General features: G+C 50.9%; 16 protein-coding genes and 1 tRNA gene. 9 read left to right on the plus strand and 8 right to left on the minus strand.

Annotated elements, in window-relative coordinates:
* Positions 1–53: 53 nt before the first annotated feature.
* Together ACLGLO_RS02825 and ACLGLO_RS02830 are read right to left on the minus strand one after the other, a co-directional pair.
* Positions 54–1,556, minus strand: a complete 1,503-nt coding sequence (locus ACLGLO_RS02825; protein ID WP_492128885.1) for a gamma-glutamyltransferase family protein — start codon at positions 1,554–1,556, stop codon at positions 54–56.
* Between the two features lie 125 nt (positions 1,557–1,681).
* Positions 1,682–1,828, minus strand: a complete 147-nt coding sequence (locus ACLGLO_RS02830) for a hypothetical protein (RefSeq protein WP_492128886.1) — start codon at positions 1,826–1,828, stop codon at positions 1,682–1,684.
* Positions 1,829–2,314: 486 nt separating this feature from the next.
* Between ACLGLO_RS02830 and ACLGLO_RS02835 the strand changes: the two genes are divergently transcribed.
* Positions 2,315–4,255: a beta-CASP ribonuclease aCPSF1 gene (locus ACLGLO_RS02835; RefSeq protein ID WP_492128887.1), complete on the plus strand. Its 1,941-nt coding sequence runs from the start codon at positions 2,315–2,317 to the stop codon at positions 4,253–4,255.
* A gap of 43 nt (positions 4,256–4,298) precedes the next feature.
* Here the strand turns inward: ACLGLO_RS02835 and ACLGLO_RS02840 are convergent, their stop codons facing one another.
* Positions 4,299–4,775, minus strand: a complete 477-nt coding sequence (locus ACLGLO_RS02840; RefSeq protein ID WP_492128888.1) for a DUF1947 domain-containing protein — start codon at positions 4,773–4,775, stop codon at positions 4,299–4,301.
* A 100-nt stretch (positions 4,776–4,875) separates the two neighbouring features.
* Here ACLGLO_RS02840 and ACLGLO_RS02845 point away from each other — a divergent pair, with 100 nt between their 5' ends.
* Together ACLGLO_RS02845 and ACLGLO_RS02850 are read left to right on the plus strand one after the other, a co-directional pair.
* Complete coding sequence (locus ACLGLO_RS02845; RefSeq protein WP_492128889.1) at positions 4,876–5,106, plus strand: LSM domain-containing protein; 231 nt, start codon at positions 4,876–4,878, stop codon at positions 5,104–5,106.
* 14 nt (positions 5,107–5,120) lie between these two features.
* Positions 5,121–5,309, plus strand: coding sequence for a 50S ribosomal protein L37e (locus ACLGLO_RS02850; protein ID WP_492128890.1), 189 nt, complete (start codon positions 5,121–5,123; stop codon positions 5,307–5,309).
* Here the strand turns inward: ACLGLO_RS02850 and ACLGLO_RS02855 are convergent.
* Positions 5,296–5,946 (minus strand): RibD family protein, encoded by a 651-nt coding sequence (locus tag ACLGLO_RS02855; protein WP_492129123.1) that lies wholly within the window; start codon positions 5,944–5,946, stop codon positions 5,296–5,298. The two genes, ACLGLO_RS02850 and ACLGLO_RS02855, sit on opposite strands and share 14 nt — an antisense overlap.
* 68 nt (positions 5,947–6,014) lie before the next feature.
* Between ACLGLO_RS02855 and ahcY the strand changes: the two genes are divergently transcribed.
* The 5 genes from ahcY to ACLGLO_RS02880 all read left to right on the plus strand — a co-directional run bounded on the left by ahcY (position 6,015) and on the right by ACLGLO_RS02880 (position 9,645).
* On the plus strand, positions 6,015–7,262 hold the full coding sequence (gene ahcY, locus ACLGLO_RS02860; RefSeq protein WP_492128891.1) for an adenosylhomocysteinase: 1,248 nt from the start codon (positions 6,015–6,017) through the stop codon (positions 7,260–7,262).
* Positions 7,250–7,885: a haloacid dehalogenase gene (locus tag ACLGLO_RS02865; protein ID WP_492128892.1), complete on the plus strand. Its 636-nt coding sequence runs from the start codon at positions 7,250–7,252 to the stop codon at positions 7,883–7,885. The genes ahcY and ACLGLO_RS02865 overlap by 13 nt, the downstream gene beginning before the upstream one ends.
* Positions 7,882–8,619, plus strand: coding sequence for a DNA/RNA nuclease SfsA (sfsA, locus tag ACLGLO_RS02870; protein WP_492128893.1), 738 nt, complete (start codon positions 7,882–7,884; stop codon positions 8,617–8,619). Before ACLGLO_RS02865 ends, sfsA begins: the two co-directional genes overlap by 4 nt.
* A gap of 26 nt (positions 8,620–8,645) precedes the next feature.
* Positions 8,646–8,720, plus strand: a tRNA-Ile gene (locus ACLGLO_RS02875).
* A 112-nt stretch (positions 8,721–8,832) separates the two neighbouring features.
* A complete protein-coding gene (locus tag ACLGLO_RS02880; RefSeq protein WP_492128894.1) occupies positions 8,833–9,645 on the plus strand; it encodes a flavin reductase family protein in 813 nt (270 codons plus the stop codon).
* 112 nt (positions 9,646–9,757) lie between these two features.
* Here the strand turns inward: ACLGLO_RS02880 and ACLGLO_RS02885 are convergent, their stop codons facing one another.
* From ACLGLO_RS02885 to ACLGLO_RS02895, 3 genes are all read right to left on the minus strand, one after another.
* Positions 9,758–10,852 (minus strand): mannosyltransferase family protein, encoded by a 1,095-nt coding sequence (locus ACLGLO_RS02885; protein WP_492128895.1) that lies wholly within the window; start codon positions 10,850–10,852, stop codon positions 9,758–9,760.
* 52 nt (positions 10,853–10,904) lie between these two features.
* Complete coding sequence (locus ACLGLO_RS02890; protein WP_492128896.1) at positions 10,905–12,608, minus strand: B12-binding domain-containing radical SAM protein; 1,704 nt, start codon at positions 12,606–12,608, stop codon at positions 10,905–10,907.
* Between the two features lie 161 nt (positions 12,609–12,769).
* Complete coding sequence (locus ACLGLO_RS02895) at positions 12,770–14,596, minus strand: aldehyde ferredoxin oxidoreductase family protein (RefSeq protein WP_492128897.1); 1,827 nt, start codon at positions 14,594–14,596, stop codon at positions 12,770–12,772.
* Positions 14,597–14,685: 89 nt separating this feature from the next.
* Between ACLGLO_RS02895 and ACLGLO_RS02900 the strand changes: the two genes are divergently transcribed.
* Positions 14,686–15,192 carry an AAA family ATPase gene (locus tag ACLGLO_RS02900; protein WP_492128898.1) on the plus strand — a complete coding sequence of 169 codons (507 nt, stop codon included), beginning with the start codon at positions 14,686–14,688 and terminating at the stop codon, positions 15,190–15,192.
* 44 nt (positions 15,193–15,236) lie between these two features.
* Here the strand turns inward: ACLGLO_RS02900 and thsB are convergent, their stop codons facing one another.
* Positions 15,237–16,892, minus strand: coding sequence for a thermosome subunit beta (thsB, locus tag ACLGLO_RS02905; RefSeq protein ID WP_492128899.1), 1,656 nt, complete (start codon positions 16,890–16,892; stop codon positions 15,237–15,239).
* Positions 16,893–17,085: the final 193 nt, after the last annotated feature.

Raw genomic sequence — 17,085 nt, forward strand, 5'->3', positions numbered from 1 at the left:
TCCGCTCGAATATGATAAAAATGTCCTTGCTTATATTTAAAAAAGTTTGGAAATCAGATTGCTACCGATATGCCTTCGGTTCTCGGATCGCTTGCCAGCTCCAGAACTCCCCTGCTGTCGATCTTCGCTACATGCATGTAGCCATGCGTCCCGAAGAGCGGCACCCTCGCGACCTTCATGCCCTTCGCATCGGGCATGGCAATGCCCTCTTCAACTTCAACTACCGGCTCTCTGGAATAGGAGGTGAAGATGAATCTCGGGGCTGAGAGAGCTCTGTGAGCCTCCATTCCATATAAATAAATGTTCTCATACGTCCTCAAGTGTAGCTGCGGCCTGATGTCTCCTCCAACGCAACCAATTATCCTCTTCTCTCTCCCCTCCTCGATTCCCAGAATAGACAATGTGTGGAGGGGTTTCTTCCTTGGAGCTGGACTGTTGGGGATCCCCCTCCTCTTGGCGAATCCGAGGCCTCTGTTCTGGAGCGGAAAGCCCCCTATCACGAGACCTGAGCCGAAGGGATTGAATAGGCTCTGTATGAAAGCAACCACGTATTCCCCATCGGCAACTATGAAGAAAGTCGTGTCGCTTCCGTTTTCCCTCTTCGGGATCTCTTCTTCGAAACTCATTCCCGAGATATCAGAGTATCTGAGAAGCCTCATGTGCTCAGGGTTCATATGCTCGGGATCTCCTATGAACCTGTCTCTGAATTCATAGGCAACCCTTATCGGCTCTCTCCAGGCATCGATCCTCTTCGGATCGCTGAAGCTGAACTTGTTCAGCTCCAGCTCATACAGGGCGGATATCAGGTGAAGCGTGGTGATTCCATGCGTGCTCGGAGGAAACTCGTATAGAGTCTTCCCATCGATGTCGAGCTTCAGAGGATCAACTTCATGCGCAACGTGCTTCCTCAAGTCATCCTCTTCAGCTCCAACTCCCTGCTCCCTCAACTCCTCTACTATCTCGTTGGCAAGCCTGCCCTCGTAGAATTCATCCCACCCCTTCTTGGCTATCAGCTTCAGCGTCCTGGCCATCTCTGCATTCTTCACGATATCCCCAGGCTTTATGCCCTTGAAGTACCTGGCCCACTTGTATCCAGCGAGCTCCTTCTCGGCAGAAGCAGATGAAGAGGAGAGCATGTATCCAGCGGTGAAACCATTCTGAGCCATGCTCACTGCTGGCTGAAGGAGAGAATCGAACGGCATGCTCCCGAACTCCTCGTGGATCTTTCCCCACAGAGCAACCAGTCCAGGGACGGTGGCAGTTAAAGGGCCTCTCCTCGGTGCTTCTTCTATGAAGCGCTCAGCATCGAATCCCGAAAAAGACCTTCCATTCGAAGCGAATGCTCTGACCTCCCCATCCCTCATGAAGAGCATGAACGCGTCTCCGCCTGGCCCTCCACTCTGAGGCTGTAGGACAGAAAGCGACGCGCTCACCGCGATTGCAGCATCGAAAGCATTTCCGCCGCTTTCAAGAACCTCCAGCCCGATCTTCACGGAAATGGGATGATCAGCCGCCACGCCGGCTCTTCCATAAGCAATTTTCATCTTTTCACCCAATCAAACTTCAACATGCTTAAGAAGGGCTAGAACTATCATTTAAGCTTTATCGCATAGCTGCCTCAAGCTTGTAGACCATTTTCAACAAACTGACTTCCTCTCCGCTCTAAAGGGGAAAGATCCCTTCAGGGGTTCACCAGTTCCCCGCATCTGTTCGTGTTTGCATCTGCCATCTGCGCTGTAGCCGAGAAGGTCAGCAGTATTTTTTCCATAGGCTCAGGGCTAACTCTCATCCTTATTGCAAGGTTTAGGAAACCTTCATACCCCGGCATGCTCGCTTGGCTCTGTACTTCGATATATTCGTAGACTTTCTATAAGCTTCCATTCCTGCAATAAACGGCGAGGTCTCCAGATGTAATCTTCAAGGCTAGCAATGTTCACAAAAGGCGAATTTTTCTAATGAGAAGTAGAGAAGCTTCCTTCGAAAATGATAGAAATAGAAATTGAAATTTTGACCCTCACGCAGAATTTTCAGTTGCGGGCATGCAAACATACTTCATTGAGAATGCAGTGTTGCCCTCAGCTTCGAGCGAAACCTCGGTTCTGTTTCAAGTATCTATTTTGTCTAAGATAGCATAAGGGACTGCTTATTCCCGCGAGAGGAACAATGGAAAAAGATTAAATAAGGAGAACGGATAAAAGCTCTATCGTTACAACGGGATTTAATAGAACCGACGGTGAATCCCTAGCTGGCCTGCGGCCTTCGAACTTCTGGCCGACAGGCTTCGAAGCGAATTATAAACAGAGAGTGTCGAGTTATGAATTCGAATGCATCCAAAAAGGCGAGCTCAATAGCTAAGCTCAGGAATTCCATAATATCGCTGGTTCCGCAGGAAGCAATGATGACATCCATCGAATTCGAAGGGCCGGAGATTGCTATTTACGTGAAGAATCCTGGGATTCTTCTCGAGCAGATGGGGATCATAAGGGAAATTGCGAAGACCATCAGGAAGAGGGTTGTCATAAGGACGGACCCGGAGATAAGGAAGCCCAAGGAAGAGGCGAAGAGGGTAATAATGGAGCTCGTGCCGAAGGAGGCTGAGATAAAAGCAGTTGAGTTCGATGACATACTTGGAGATGTGATAATCAAAGCGGAGAAGCCGGGCCTGGTCATAGGGAAGGGAGGAAACATCAGGAGAGACATAATAGTGAAGACTGGGTGGAGGCCCGTCATCATAAGGGCTCCCCCTTCCTCATCCAAAATCCTCGACGGCATACTCTCGCAGCTGATTGGAGAGAGCAGCTACAGGAGAGCCTTCCTGAGGAACATAGGTGAGAGGATCCACAGAGATCCCTTGTTCAAAACGAGGGGGGTCAGGATAACAGCACTGGGAGGATTTCAGGAGGTAGGAAGATCCGCCATCCTTGTGGAGACGGAAGAGAGCAGAGTGCTTCTCGACGCGGGGGCTGGACCGGGGGCCTCGAGCTTTCCCGACATGGCACCTAGGTTCGATGCTGAGCAACTGAGGCTCGAAGAGCTCGATGCTGTGGTCATATCCCACGCCCACCTGGACCACGTTGGCATGCTCCCCTTGCTGTTCAAATATGGGTACAGCGGCCCGGTCTACACAACCAAGGCAACGAGGGACATAATGGTTCTCACGCAGCTGGACTACCTGGACATCATGACGAAGGAGGGGAGGATCCCCCCATACACCCAGCGGGAGGTGAAGAAGGAGATACTGCACACGATAACTGTTGAGTATGGAGAAGTGACCGATATTGCTCCCGACATCAGGCTGACCCTCTACGATGCAGGCCACATATTGGGTTCAGCCATGGTTCACCTCCACATAGGAAACGGGCTGCATAACATCGTATATACGGGCGACTTCAAGTATGCTCACACGAGGTTGCTGAGCAAAGCTAATGACAAGTTCCCAAGGGTGGAGACCCTGATAATGGAGAGCACCTATGGGGAAACGAAGCTTCCTTCGAGGGCTGAGGCAGAGGCAAACCTGCTCTCCATCATAAAGAGGACGACCGAGAGGGGAGGGAAAGTCCTCATTCCAATAATGTCAGTGGGGAGAGGTCAGGAGATCATGCTGATCTTATCGGAGGCGCTCAAGACGGGATCGCTTCCCAAGATGCCGGTCTATATAGAAGGAATGGTGACGGAGGTGACGGCAATCCACACTCACTACCCTGAGCTGATGTCCCCGGCAGTGGAGAGGGCCATTCACTCGGGGGAGAACCCGTTCTACAACGAGAACTTCATCGTCGTTCAGGACAGGAACAAGAGGTCGGAGATAGCTGAGGGGGAACCTGCAGTCATACTGGCAACGAGCGGGATGCTCAACGGCGGGCCGAGCGTTGAATACCTGAAACTTCTGGCGGAGGACCAGAGGAACTCCCTAGTCTTCGTGAGCTTCCAGGTTGAAGGTACGCTCGGCAGGAAGATCAAGGACGGCCAGAGGGAGCTCACCCTCATGGACTCCGATGGAAAGCTGATCCCCGTGAAGATAAACATGGAGATTCACTCTGTAGAGGGATTCAGCGGCCACAGTGATAGGAACGAGCTCCTCCACTTCCTCGAGAACATCGATCCAAAGCCCCGAAACATAATCTTAAACCACGGAGAGCCCTCAGCCATCGCCCAGCTCGCTTCAGCCATAGAAAAGAAGAGGCACTTCCTGAGGTGGCTCAGCGATGCTAGAATATACACACCATCCAACCTTGACTCTATACTCCTCCAATGATTCGAGAGGTTGCTGGGCTTCTGAATTGAAGAATGACAAGACCTCAAATGGGAGCAGAGAAGAGCTTGTCTCCTATATGGTGCAGGTTCTCTGCAACCTTCCCCCTCTTCATCTCTTTCACTTCATCTGAAGAGTAGAGAGCCTTCATGACCGCTATTGGTATCTTTCTCTCCTCTTCCACCACAACAACCACCGAGCCCTTCGAAAAAGACCCCTCTATGGAAACAATTCCGGGCGCCATTAGGTTAGCGCCGCTGGAAATAGGCTTCACTGCCCCCCTGTTAACCACAATTCTCGGGATTTCAGACCAGGCATCTCTCTCCTTCAGCATCCATTTTATGAGAGGTATCAAATTTCCCTCCACTTCGCAGATGGCTGGAGTTCCATCAAAGATGTAGCACTTTCTCTTATCATCTTCAGCTATTTCCACGTTATCCGGGATCGACGATATTCCAAGCTTTTCCTTCAGCTCTTTCTTCAAGCTCTCCCTGTCCTTCTTCGAAAGCGTGTACCTTTTCAATTTAATAACATCTCCATGCGATGAGCTAATGTTTATTAATTCGTTATGAGCGATTAAAATCCTTGAGCTTCATGCATACCTGCTTAATATGGTGAGCTGAATGAGCGATACTGCACACAAGATACTGTCGAACTCCGTGGGGCAAATTGTGCTGGTGAAGCTGAAGGGAAACAAAGAGGTTAGGGGGAGGCTGAAGAGCTACGACCACCACCTCAACATAGTTCTCGAGGATGCAGAAGAGCTTTTCCCAGACGGCCAGCCGAGGAAGCTGGGAACCATCATAATAAGAGGGGACAACGTGATAATAGTCTCTCCAGCTTCCGGACTGTAAAGCGGTGATTCCAAATGGTCAAAGGAACTACTTCGATGGGAAAGCACTCGAGGGGATATACCCACATAAGGTGCAGAAGGTGCGGAAGAAACAGCTACAATGTAGCCAAGGGCTACTGCGCTGCCTGTGGCTTCGGTCGGTCGAAGAGGATCAGGAGGTATTCGTGGCAGAGCAAGAAAGTCAACGGGGTCAGACTCGTCTGACCGGCGAGTACTTGAGGACAACCTCGTTTCCACACTCGCATATTTTCCACTCCGAAAGCCTCAGTTCTATCCCCGGGAACGGGAAGCTTCCTCCGGAAACTGGAGAATACTTTGAAGCACCCAGAATTCTCGGAACAACCGTGATGTAGAACTCGTCCACCAACCCTTCCTTGAAGAAGTGGTAATTTGTTCTCCCCCCACCCAGTACGAGGATCTTTTCAGCCCCCCTTCCCCTCAAGACCTCCAGCACGTCTCTCGCGCTTACCCCCTCATCGCCCTCCTCCAGGGCAACAACTTCAGCACCCGCCTGCCGCAGCTCCTCAACCCTTCCTGCCTTCTCTTCGGCCGAACTTTTGGAAGCAATTACCAGAACCGGCCCCTTCTTCGAAGAATATACTCTCTTCCTGGCATCTGTTCTCAGGGAGGGATCCACGACCACCCTGAGAGGCCTGTCCCTGGAGCCTGGAGGCATGAATGATATATCAGTATTGATCACAGTCTCCGCTCCCACGACGACAGCATCGGCCCACCTCATGTGGGAATACAATCTCTCCCTCTCATATGGGCACAGGGGATACCACTCCCCTTCTTCATCTGCAGTCTTCCCATCCGCGCTCATCGCCATGGAGATCCTCACAATCAAGGAAGGCACCACAGCACTCTTTATTATTCGAAGAAAAATAAGTTAACCTTGGTGAGGTCGTTTTGCCAGAGTTCTGGATAGCTGATTTGAGCAAGAAGGACGAGGGGAAGCTTCAGATAGAGTGGGCAGAGAGGAACATGCCGGTTCTTGTGAATCTGAGGAAAAAGTATTCGAGCAGCCAGCCCCTGCGGAACCTCAAGATTTCTGCCTGCCTTCATGTAACAAAGGAAACGGCGGTTCTCGTGAAGACTCTGATATCCTGGGGAGCAGAGGTCTACCTGGCTGCGAGCAATCCTCTCTCAACGCAGGATGAAATAGCTGCAGCTCTCGTGGATGAAGGAGCGAACGTCTTTGCTAAGAGGGGAGAGAGCACTGAGGAGTACTTCAATGCGATAAGGATCCTTGCGGAGAAGGGGCCAGACATAGTTATAGATGACGGCGCAGACCTGCATGCTTACCTTCATGAGAAGGCGAGGGAGAAGGCCAGAAATGTGAAGGGGGGAACGGAGGAGACCACGACTGGAGTGCTGAGGCTGAGGGCCCTCGAGAAGGAGGGCAGCCTAATGTACCCCGTGTATGCTGTCAATGATGCCTATACGAAGCACCTCTTCGACAACAGGTACGGAACCGGGCAGAGCACAGTTGACGGCCTGCTCAGGGCAACAAACATCCTCATTGCTGGGAAGACCGTCGTTGTGGCAGGGTACGGATGGGTTGGGAAGGGAATAGCATCGAGAATGAGGGGAATGGGAGCGAGAGTCATAGTCACGGAAGTAGATCCAGTGAGAGCTCTCGAGGCGGTTATGGACGGCTACGAAGTCATGCCAATGGATGAAGCTGCGGAAATAGGGGACGTCTTCATAACGGCGACTGGAAACAAGGATGTGATAACGTGGGAGCACATGAAGAAGATGAAGGATGGAGCAATACTGGGCAACAGCGGCCACTTCAATGTGGAAGTCAGCGTCAAAGATCTGGAAGAGAAGGCTGAGAGCTGGAGAGAGATACGCAGGAATCTCAGAGAGTACAGGCTCAAGGGCGGGAAGGTCCTCTATCTCGTCGGTGAAGGCAGGCTGATGAACCTAGTTGCGGCTGAGGGACACCCAAGCGAGGTCATGGATATGAGCTTTGCCAATCAAGCGCTGGCAGTCAAGCTTATAGCAGAATCCGAAAAAACTGAGCCGAGAGTTCTTCGAGTGCCTAAAGAAATCGACTACGAAATAGCATCAATGAAACTGGAATCCATGGGGATCAAGATCGACTCTTTGAGCGAAGAGCAGAGGAATTATCTTCAGTCATGGAGGCTCTGAGAATGGAGAAGATCTTCGAGGAGCTTAAAGCCAGCCTCGATGAGAGAGATGCAGCGAGGGAGGTCATGCTCAGCAGGAGCAGGGAGATAACGAGGCTCTCAGGCAATGCGATATCCAAGATGGTTTCCGGTGATATGGAAGTAGCTCTGGAAGACTTGGAGAGGATGAGGAAAGTTAAGGAAGAGATGATAGCTTCTCTGCAGAATCACCCCGAGCTTCTTCACTCCCCAGCCTCCTGGAACGCTCTGGGGGAGTTTGTCGAGGCTGAGCTCCTCTATAGAGTGATCAGGGGAGAGAAACTGCCGGGACCAGGCGACTTGATGGTAGATCCAGTCCCCTACCTTCTTGGGATGGCAGACCTCATAGGGGAGCTCAGAAGAACAGCGCTGGAAGAGGTCAAGAAGGGGAGCATATCGAGGGCTTGGGAGCTCCTCAATAAAATGGAAGAAATCTTTGCGCAGCTGTCTCCACTGGACTATCCCGATGCAATAATTCCAGGCTTGAGGCACAAGGTAGATGTCGATAGGAGGCTTATCGACGACACCAAGTATTTTCTTTTAGATATGGAGAGCAGGCTCAGGTTAGAGAGAGCCCTTAAGGAGTGCGGTGAGAAGCGCGGTTGAGGAAAAAGCTATTCGAACTGGAAGGAGTTGAGGAGTGCGTTATAATAGAAAGGGAGAACAGATTCTCCGTAAAGGTCCAAACAGATAGCGGGACGGAGAGGGCATGGCTGAGCAACAGCGGAAGGCTGAAGGATCTCATATTTCGAGGCGCTCTGGGGCTCTGCACCAGCCACAGCGGAGGCAAGACGAGAAAAAGACTGATAGCTTCCTACGGGAAGAGCGGAAGAGGGGCAGTAGTCCTAGACACGAAGATTCACGAGCTCTCATTCGAGAAGGCGGTTGAGCTCGGCCTCCTCCCGCCATTCCAGGGCTGCAGGTTGCTTGAGAAAGGTTTCATAGCAGAGCGGAGCATCCTGGACTACTGCCTCGAATGTTCCGGAAGGAGAACTGTTGTCGAGCTGAAGAGCGCGGCAGCAGAAAAAGACGGGGTGGCATCGTATCCCGATGCTCCCAGCGAGAGGGGAAAGAAGCATGTAGAGGAGCTGGTGGAGCTCTTCAAGGAAGGATTCGAAGCGCATCTGGTCTTCATAGCTCCGTTCGATTGGGCGAGAAGCTTCGAAATCGCTTGGGAAGTAGATCGGGAGATGGGAGAAAGGGTCGCAGAGGCTTCAAGAGTCGGCGTGAGGCTCTCATCGTTCAGCATAGGTCTGGAATACTCTCTGGGTAGAGCTGAGATCTTCCTCTCCTCCCCATCGATCCCAGTACATATAGAACAGCGGGAAAAACAAATATAAGGAGTTTTTTCAAAAATATTCCCAGCGGGCCCGTAGCTCAGCCCGGTCAGAGCGCCCGGCTCATAACCGGGTGGTCGAGGGTTCAAATCCCTCCGGGCCCACTCAACAGACCCCTGACTTCTCCTGCACTATCTCTCCAGTGGAGCTGTATATACGAGCTCTTATCCCGGGAAAAATTCAGTTGTTTTTTCAATTCTTGAGGTGGTTGATTCCATGTGGAAGAACGTTGAGCTCAGAGATGTGGAGAGGCTCCTCTACCCAGTCAAACCGGTTATCGTCACCGCTGAAGCTGGGGGCAGAGTGGGAGGAATGCTTGCTGCGTGGTGGACGCAGCTATCCTTCTCCCCCTTCCTTGTGGGAGTGGCGATCGCTCCTGAGAGGTTCACATACAAGCTTCTATCCAGCTCGGAGGTATTCGGACTGAACTTTCTCGACTTCAAATATGTTGAGAAAATGCCTTTCCTCGGAGACGTCTCAGAGAGGTACATGAGGGACAAGCTGAAGAAAGCCGGGTTCAACATAGTCAGGGGTCAGAAGCTTGGGGCACCGCTTATATCGGAAGCTTCAGCTGCCCTCGAGCTTGCTAAGCGAAAGGTCATTGAGGTGGGAGACCACGACCTCTTCATAGGAGAGGTGGAAGCTGCCTATGCAATAGAGGACTTCGAAGGAGGCATCTGGAAGCTGAAGGGCTTCTCTCCAATCTTCTATCTCGGAAGGACAAGAAGACCGGAAAAGGTGCAAAGGTTCTACCTGGGATTTGCCTCCGTTCACATGAGATCGCTTGAGCTTGCTGGAGGAGAGCTGAAACCATACTTTGAGAGGAGGATGGAAGTCAACAACGAGGTCAGGAAGATTCTGGAAGGAAGCGGCACTCCAGAGGATAAGGGGGAGGCGTTGATTTCTCTCGGAAGAAGATATGGCTTGGAAGCAGAAGATCTGTCCCTCCTGGTTGAGGATGCTGCAAGGGATGGAGCAGTCAGCAGAGAGGAGTTTTTGAAAATCACCAGAATCATCGGGGGAAGGTGATTTTTCCACGCATCACTTTCCATTCTCCTTTTTTGCTCACTCGTAATTGAGAAGCTTTCAGAAAGAGGCAGCCTTGAAAACGGGGAAAGTGCGCTTCCTGCCGTCTCAGCTTTTAAGCGAAGAAAGAGTGGACGTGCTGTGCCGTTACAAACAATGATGTGAGAAAGGAAGCAGAGCAGTACAAATTCAACCGCTTCTTCAGTAGAAGAGAAGCGCCACGGAAGGAGGGGAGAGCTCTCAGCAGAAGCCTTGGTATTGAAATAGCTGGAACACCCGTGATGAAGAGGAGCTGAATAATTATGAGCAGAGAAAAAGCGAGCTCCATCCTATCCCTCCTGATGAGAGGGATCAGGGAGGCTATGAAGAATGCTTCGAACGCTATGTTCCTCGCGAGCCAGTATGCAGGGGTGAGCTCTATTGGACCCAATCTCCACGGCTGGGCTGTGAACCAGCCGTGGAGGATCCAGATAGCCTGCCCCCACGGCGTTGCTACATCGCTCCCCCAGTACCTGCCCTCAACATAGAAGTAGTAGAAGGGGTCTCCCGTCTCAACATAGAAAAAGGCAAATATAGCTATTCCAACGGCTATTGGAATCAGGATGAGCTTCTTCCTCTTGAGGAGGAGGAACGAAGGAAGGGCTATTGCTGTTGAGTATGATGTGAGGACTGAAAGAGAGAAGGATACCATAGAGGTAAAGGTGTTTTTACCGCTTTTTGAGAAGAGGAGGGCCAGCGCTATGAAAGTAAGGCTGACAGCTTCACTGTACGGAAAGAGTGTGTAGACGAGGAACGTTGGAAAGAAAGCCAGAATCCACGCTGCTCTTTCACCATACAGCCTGTAAACCAGCAGAACGGCTGCATAGCTGAACAAGTTCGAAACAAGTGCCGCCGAGAGCCAAGGGATCCCCAAGAACCTGTTGACCAGCCTTATCAGAAGGGGGAAGAGAGGGGAAAAGGCATATTCTTGCGGCGAGGAGTAGCCGTTCAATGCGATGTTTATGTAGTGCTGAGCATCCCACCTTGTCATAGCTCTCTCTATTGACCAGCCAGACAGCGCAGCTGAAAAGACCAGCAGAACAAGCTTAGCAACCGTGAAGAAAGCGATCAGCCTCAGAGCTCCCGGCTTCTCTTCTTCACCTTTCACCGGAGCTCTTCCTCCAGGCTCTGGACCCAGCTTTTGTGGGCGATTCCTGCCATCTTCCCCCATTTTGAACTTCCACAGAAATGCAAGAGAGGGGGGAAATATATCTATGATCTTCTCAGCTTGGCTTCAATAACGCCTTCGTTCTCTCTCTGCTCCATTCAAGCTCAATGTTCCGTTGGGCCTCAAGGATTTCTTTGAGCTCCTCAGCTTCTCTCTCACCAATCCTCTTCCTCAGCCTGAGAGAAATAAGGAGAGCAGAAAACGGAAGCCTCAATAATCCGAGCAGGTAGAGGGGGATCCTCTTTGCAATAAACTTGGCTCCGTTAGAGAGCATCTTCTGCTTCTCAGTTATCGGTTTGGAAAAGAGCCTTCCGGATTTGAAGCTCTTAACACCCTTAATGAAGAAGAAGCGATAGTGCGCAAGCCTCTGCTCGAGAAAAACCCTTACCGGGGAAACCTTAGTGCTCATGACTGGATGAAGGACGTCATACATGTTCCAGTCTAGGGTGAGCAACGAGTTTTCGGCGACCGCCCTCTTGAAAGCATCTGTTCCGGGCAGAGGGGTGTATATCGAGAACTGGGCGGAATCCAGACCGTAGTCGAGCAGCGAAGTGGCAAACTTAACCGTCCTCTTCATGGACTTCAGATCTTCATAGGGCGCTCCGAGGATGAACCCCCCGTGTACTATTATGCCGTTCTGGGAGAGCATCTGCACTGCCTTGGCCGATTCATTGAGGTTCAGGTTCTTTCTCATATGCCTGAGAGTCTCGGGGTTTCCGGACTCTATTCCTAGGAATGCTATTCTGACGCCTGCCTCGTAGAGGAGAGGGGGGAGCCACTCGTTTCTCGCAACGAAGTCGGCCCTGAGTTGCACTATGTAGCGGAGGGAGTTTAGACCGCTCTTAATGATCTCCTGAAGAATTTCGACCTTCTCCTGGATGAAGCTCTTCACGGGAACAATGAAGTTGTCGTCAACGAAGAAGACCCATTTGTAGCCGAGATCCTTAACCTTCTTAAGCTCCTCCAATACTCTTTTTACGCTTTTGAACCTCCAGGTTGCCCCCCACATTTTAGTTACAGAGCAGTATTCGCAGTTGTAGGGACACCCCCTGGAGGTCTCAACGGTAACAGTGGATCCCTCCGGATCCAGAAGCCCCATTTTATAGCTCTCTCTATCATAAACTTCAAACATAGGCATGGGAAGCTCGTCGAGCTTATCAACCGGCTCCGGCATCCCCGTGCTGGCGACCTTTTCCCCATCCCTGTAGGCAATCCCCCTAATGCTCCTCCACTCATCCCCCTCTTTCAGCCTCCTCAGGAACTCTCCGAAGGTCCTCTCTCCTTCTCCCAGAAATATCACATCGAATCCTCTTTTCAGGAGGGAGGAATATGTGAATGTGGCGTGGTGCCCTCCTGCTGCTATAATTCCCCCTTGTCTTTTCAGCTCTCCAGCAAGCTTCATGCTTGAGTTAGCCGTGCTCGATGCATTCATGATGAATGCTGAGACCTCAGGATCGAATGACAGAATATGAGAAGCTAGCTGATCTCTACTTGCATTTAAAGCTATCGAATCGAAGAACTTCACTTCCCAGCCCTGCTCCGCTGCCGCGGCTGCAAGGTATGCTGCCGCCAGAGGGGGAAACCTCGCTCCAAAGCTGCTCTCATAGCCCGATTTTCCTTCTCCTGCAAAAATTAGAGCGACCCTCGTGGAAAAGTCACCTTTTACTGCCGAAGATATTCCCTCACAAAGGGGGCTGTTTGACTTATATAAGTTATTTTGGATATCATAAAAATTAAGTTTTCCCATAGAATAGAGCATGCTTCTTCGAGGGCGAGCAGCATTGCACAGAGCTCTCCGCGATTCGTAGAAGAAGCAGAACAGATTATTCGATAACTATGCAGATGAGACGAGGATCGAGGAGTAAGAGCAAGAGCCCAAAAAGCAACACGAAAGTTCAAAAAATTCTGAAGTGCAGTTATCTAGCTCAGCCCTACGGTCTTCTCCAGCTGCTCGACAGCGAAATCCAGACCAAGAGAGATCAACGTATCCTTCCTAGGAACCCCCCTCTCATCCCACCCTCTGGCTTGATAGTAGAGAGACAGCATCTCATCGTATTTTCTGAGATCAAGCTTCCTGCCTGCTAGGGATCCCTTGGTGAGAGGGTGCTTGAACCACCGAATTGGGGGGTAATCCAACGCTCTCTCCCAGCCATCCCTCTCCCTTATCCAGTAAGCCCTCATTAAAGCGTAGATCCTCTGCGAAACTTTCGAGACATCATCCAAGCTCCAATCCATTCCTGTTGCGCTCTTCAGCATCTTCAGATAGTAGCTCAGATCCAGGCCCAGCTCAACCCAGGGAAGCCTGCAGACGGTGAGGGATTCAAAGAGTCCGCCCCTCACGTTCTGCAGAAAGACCACCTTTTCCACCTTTTCCTTTGAATAGGAGAACCGGTCGGTGCTGACTTCATAGCTTATTATCCACGCATCCTTGTGGTGGGCTCCGATGGGTGAAGTTGCATAGGCGAGAGCCATCCCTGGGGCAGCGTGGCAGTCATACGCCGAGACCTCCAGCCCCTTGACATGCATCGCAAACTCTCTCCCCTCTTCGCCGAGGGATGCAGACATTCTCATCACACCATCAGCCAAGAAGCTCCCAAGCCCCTCTCTCTCAGCTATCTCCGCAGTCAAATACTTCATCCCCCTGAAGTCTCCCCACTCCAGCTTCTCCTCCACAAGTCCTTTCTCGCTGGCCTCCATGTAATAGGCGAGTGAGTTCCCCAAGCTTATAGTATCGATTCCCTGCTCATCGGCCATCCTGTTCAGCTCGGCAACCTTCCTTAGATCGTCGAGTAGCACGTTGCTCCCCAGCATTGCAACATTCTCATAATCCAGCTCACTTTCCATGGAAGAAAGGTCCTCTATTACATTACCGCACTGCATGTTGCAGTATGGGCAACCTCTCCTGTCTACCTTGAGCTTCTCCATCAGGTCTCCTCCTATCGATTCGCTCTCCGACCACTTTCCTTCCCTGAAGTTCATCGTTGGGAGAACTTCTGCTGCATTGCTCCAGGCAACTGTTGCCATTGTTCCCTGCGCTATCCACGCTTTGTAGCCTTTGCTGTTCAGGATAGACTGATACGCTTCCTTCGAGCTCTCCGCGAGCCCCTTTCTATCATATATGGGCGGTTCCCTGCTTCCCCTAATTACAACTGCCTTCAGCTTCTTGCTCCCCATCACGGCCCCCATTCCGGGCCTCCCCCCGCTCCTCCCCTTCTGCGAAACGATCGTTGCATATCTGACCAATTTCTCTCCTGCGAGACCTATCAGGAGGATCCCTGCATCCTTTCCGTGAGCCTCCCTGAGCTTGTCCTCTGCCCTGAAGCTGTCCTCTCCCCATATACCTTCGGCGTCCAGAAACTCAACCTTACCATCCTCAATATAGAGGTAGGTCGGTTTTCTGGAAGATCCCGTTACGACAATAGCATCGTAGCCGCTCCTCCTCAGATGGTGGCTGGCCATTGTGCCGATGTTTCCATCCCCGTATCCCCCAGTCAATGGGCTCTTGGATGCTACGACGAGCTTGCCGCTGCTCGGAAGCGGAAGGCCCGATAGAGGGCCGGAGGCAATTATGAGAGGATTGTAAGGAGAAAGAGGATCTACCCCCAGAGGAGCTAGATCCCACAGTAGCTTAACAGCGAGCCCCCTCCCTCCCAAAAACGATGTATATGTGTCAGCATCGAGCTTGAGCTCAGAAGTCTTCCTCCTCCCTAGGTCGACAATGAGGGTCTTTCCCCACCAGCCATGCATAAAGATCACGATATTTTCATGAAGCGTATCAAAGATTTATTTTTTCCGCACTCCACAGTTGAAACAGCGCTGCAGCTGGAGACCTGCATATGGGAAAAGCTATAATAATAGCCGGATATCCAGGAACAGGAAAAACTTCTCTGGCAAGAGCTCTCGAGAGGATGCTCAAGAGCAGGGCGAAGATAATCGAGGTTGACGAGGAGGCGAAGAAGAACGGCTGGTTTTGGGCTTACGATGCCAGGAGAAGATCCCATGTATATGACACTGAGTATTTGGAGAAGTGGCTAGTGAACGAAGCAGCGAAAAGCGAGCTCCTCTTCATATTTTCCATCTTTCCCTGCCTCCTCCCCAGGGAATTTGTCTCTCAGGTCTTTGTGCTCAAGAGCGAACCGGAAGTGGTTGAAAGGAGATTGAGGGAAAGGGAGTGGGAAGAGGGAAAGATAAGGGAGAACCTCGAAGCGATGGAGATGGGGGAGCTAGAAGGCGAAGCTGAGGACTGCTACGGCCGAGAAAAGGTGAAGGTCATCGATACTTCCGGAGAATCCCCTCAGATTACAGCGGAAAAAATACTGAAAGAATTAAAAATTGAGATTTGATGGAATGCGCCCTCAGTAAACTGGAGAGAAATTTGAAAAAAGCTTCAATCCTCCTTCTTCTCTTCCTCTTCCTTCTCTTCCTTCTTTCCAGTAGCGCCCTCCTTTCCAGCGCCTGCCTTACTGGCAGCTATGAAGTCGTCTATTCTCAATATCATCGTTGCTGCCTCTGTAGCGGCTTTGATGGCGTTCAGCTTTATAGCAGCAGGTTCGATTACTCCGAGGCTGACCATGTCTTCTATGTTTCCATTGAAGACATTTATCCCCATGAACTTTCCATTTGAATCCGAGTGAGCCGCTCTGAGCTTCATTATAATCTCAAGGGCATCAAGACCAGCGTTCTCTGCGAGGGTTGATGGGAGCGACTCGAGCGCCTTTGCAAATGCTTCGATGGCAAGTTGCTGCTTTCCTCCAACCTTAGGAGCAACCTCCCTCAGCCTCTTTGCAACTTCAACCTCAACGGCGCCTCCTCCTCCCACGATCTTTCCGTACTTGACTGCATCAGCTACAGCACTGAGCGAATCTCTCAGGGCTCTTTCACCTTCTGCTATGAGCCTCTCAAAGCCTCCCCTTATCAGTACGGTAACGCTCTTAGCATTCTTCGCGCCCTCAATGAAGACCATCTTGTCTTCTCCTACCTTCCTCTCCTCTACGAGGCCAGCTTCTCCCAGGTCGCTTGGCTGGAGATCCTCGATGTTGGAAACGATCCTTCCTCCAGTGGCCCTAGCTAGCTTCTCCATATCGCTCCTCTTCACCCTCCTCACGGCCAGTATTCCTCTCTTGGCGAGGAAGTGCTGCGCAACATCATCTATTCCCTTCTGGCATATCACGACATTTGCTCCTACTTCAGCAATCTTGTCAACCATCTTCTTCAGTATCTCCTCCTCCTCTTGCAGGAACTTCCTCATCTGGAGCGGGTCGCTAATCCTTATCTCCGCATCTATTTCTGGCTTCTCTATCTCCAGGGGGGCATCGAGGAGGGCAATTTTAGCATTCTTAACCCTCTTCGGCATGCCTGGATGCACGACTTCCTTGTCTATGACCACTCCATCTATGAGGGCGGTGTCCAGCAGGCTTCCTCCATGCTTCTTGACTATCTGTATGTTGTCGAGGTCTACGTAGTACCTGTCTCCCCTCTTCTCGGCAACCTTCGTTATAGCCTCTACCGATATTTCTGCCAGCTTATCCCTTGCCCCTTGTACCGCCTTGCTGTATAGGCTTGTAACAGCTATTTTCTTGAGCAGCTCCTTATCGTTGACATCTATGGGAATACTGATCTCTTCGATTACTTTCACAGCCTCTTCCATGGCCCTCTTGTATCCGCTCACAATTATAGTCGGGTGTATTTCCTTATCCAGCAGGTCTTCCGCCTGTCTGAGAAGCTCGCCTGCGAGGATCACTGCGGTTTTTGTTCCATCGCCAACCTCCTCGTCTTGGCCTTTGGCTATCTGCACCATCATTTTGGCTCCAGGATGTTGTATGTCCATTTTGTCGAGAATGGTCGCACCGTCGTTGGTTATAGTGATATCTCCTAGGCTGTCCACCAGCATTTTATCCATTCCTTTCGGACCGTAAGTGGTCCTGAGGGTCTCGCTTATGGCTTTAACTGCCATGATGTTGTTTCTGAGGGCATCTCTCCCAGCAGTTCTCTGCGTCCCCTCTTTCAAAATAAGAACAGGTATTCCTGTAGGCTCAACAGACATATTAAGCACCTCACAAGCTTTCTATGAGTGTTTCAGATAATTCCGAGCGTCAATGGAATCATTATAACCACTTCTATATAAACTTTTCTCTCGCTACTTCCTCCTCTCTCTGAAGGCTCTAAAAACTGAAAAATCGATAAATTTAAATAGGGTGATAACTTCCATAATAATTGAAAATTATAATGTATTCTTT

It is taken from the genome of Fervidicoccus sp. SLHALR4, assembly GCF_058692745.1.

Excerpts from the sequence above, each read along its gene's own strand:
- ACLGLO_RS02830 (WP_492128886.1), bottom strand. The coding sequence starts at position 1,828 with ATGCCGGGGTATGAAGGTTTCCTAAACCTTGCAATAAGGATGAGAGTT.
- ACLGLO_RS02835 (WP_492128887.1), top strand. The coding sequence starts at position 2,315 with ATGAATTCGAATGCATCCAAAAAGGCGAGCTCAATAGCTAAGCTCAGG.
- ACLGLO_RS02845 (WP_492128889.1), top strand. The coding sequence starts at position 4,876 with ATGAGCGATACTGCACACAAGATACTGTCGAACTCCGTGGGGCAAATT.
- ACLGLO_RS02850 (WP_492128890.1), top strand. The coding sequence starts at position 5,121 with ATGGTCAAAGGAACTACTTCGATGGGAAAGCACTCGAGGGGATATACC.
- ACLGLO_RS02865 (WP_492128892.1), top strand. The coding sequence starts at position 7,250 with ATGGAGGCTCTGAGAATGGAGAAGATCTTCGAGGAGCTTAAAGCCAGC.
- ACLGLO_RS02880 (WP_492128894.1), top strand. The coding sequence starts at position 8,833 with ATGTGGAAGAACGTTGAGCTCAGAGATGTGGAGAGGCTCCTCTACCCA.
- ACLGLO_RS02885 (WP_492128895.1), bottom strand. The coding sequence starts at position 10,852 with ATGGGGGAAGATGGCAGGAATCGCCCACAAAAGCTGGGTCCAGAGCCT.
- ACLGLO_RS02890 (WP_492128896.1), bottom strand. The coding sequence starts at position 12,608 with ATGCTCTATTCTATGGGAAAACTTAATTTTTATGATATCCAAAATAAC.
- ACLGLO_RS02895 (WP_492128897.1), bottom strand. The coding sequence starts at position 14,596 with ATGCATGGCTGGTGGGGAAAGACCCTCATTGTCGACCTAGGGAGGAGG.
- ACLGLO_RS02900 (WP_492128898.1), top strand. The coding sequence starts at position 14,686 with ATGGGAAAAGCTATAATAATAGCCGGATATCCAGGAACAGGAAAAACT.
- thsB (WP_492128899.1), bottom strand. The coding sequence starts at position 16,892 with ATGTCTGTTGAGCCTACAGGAATACCTGTTCTTATTTTGAAAGAGGGG.